This is a genomic window from Microbacterium sp. Bi128 (assembly GCF_918698205.1).
Genome location: NZ_CAKKMM010001451.1, coordinates 1 through 1,253 on the forward strand (window position 1 = coordinate 1; position 1,253 = coordinate 1,253).

The 1,253-nt window shown below is 69.9% G+C and carries 1 protein-coding gene; it reads left to right on the top strand.

The annotated features are described in order from the left end of the window. Positions 1-79: 79 nt before the first annotated feature. On the top strand, positions 80-1,253 hold a 1,174-nt coding region (locus LQV45_RS33600), incomplete at its 3' end, for an aldehyde dehydrogenase family protein (RefSeq protein WP_230012124.1).

Below are 1,253 nucleotides of genomic sequence, written 5' to 3' on the forward strand. Positions count from 1 at the left end.
TCGCCGGAGCACGCTTGAAACAGCACTCTTAGGCCGCACCGGCCGCGTTCTCTGACCTACTCGATGTGGAGTACCCCCCATGGAAACCTACGACGCCCTGCTCGCCTCGATCACCCCGGTGTCCGGGGAAACCCGCACGATCTTTGACCCGGCCACCGGACAGCCGGTCGGCGAAGCACCGGTCCACACCGTTCAGGACCTCGAAGCCGCCATCGCCGCCGCAGCCGCCGCGCAGCCGGCCTGGGCAGCACTGGGCCACGACGCCCGGTCCGCCGCGCTGCTCAGGGCCGCCGACGCCGTCGAACGCTCCGCCGAGGAACTCGCCCGCCTGCTCTCCCGCGAGCAGGGCAAACCGCTGAACGGCCCGAACGCCCGCTTTGAGGTCGGCGCCTGCGCCGCCTGGCTCCGCGTCGCCGCCGGCACGCCCCTGGACCCCGAAACCGTGGTGGACGACGGCGAAACCCGCGCCGAACTGCACTACCGGCCCATCGGCGTCGTCGGCGCGATCGGCCCCTGGAACTGGCCCATGATGATCACCGTCTGGCAGCTCGCCCCAGCCCTGCGCATGGGCAACGCCGTCGTCGTCAAGCCGTCCGAATACACCCCGCTGTCCGTTCTTGCCCTCGTCGAAATCCTCAACCAGGAACTCCCCGAAGGCCTCCTCACGGCGGTCTCCGGCGGCCGCGACGTCGGCGAGGCCCTGGCCGGACACCCCGCGATCGGCAAGATCATGTTCACGGGCTCCACCGCCACCGGCAAGGCCATCATCAAATCCTCCGCCGACACGGTCAAGCGCCTCACCCTGGAGCTCGGCGGCAACGACGCCGGCATTGTCCTGCCCGACGCCGACCCCAAGGCGATCGCCGAGGGCCTGTTCTGGGGCGCGTTCATCAACACCGGCCAGACCTGCGCGGCGCTCAAGCGCCTCTACGTCCACGACGCCATTTACGACGCCGTCTGCGAGGAACTCGCCAGCGTGGCCCGTGCCATGCCCATGGGCAACGGACTCGATGAGGCCAACGTCCTGGGCCCGCTGCAGAACCGCCAGCAGTTCGACATCGTCGCCAGGCTCGTCGAGGCAGCCCGCGACTCCGGCGCCAGGATCCTGCTCGGCGGCAACCCGGAGAGCGACCAGCCCGGGAACTTCTACCCCACCACCCTCGTCGCGGACATCGCCAACAGCAACCCGTTGGTCGCCGAGGAGCAGTTCGGCCCCGCCCTGCCGATCATCCGCTACGGCACCGTGGATGAGG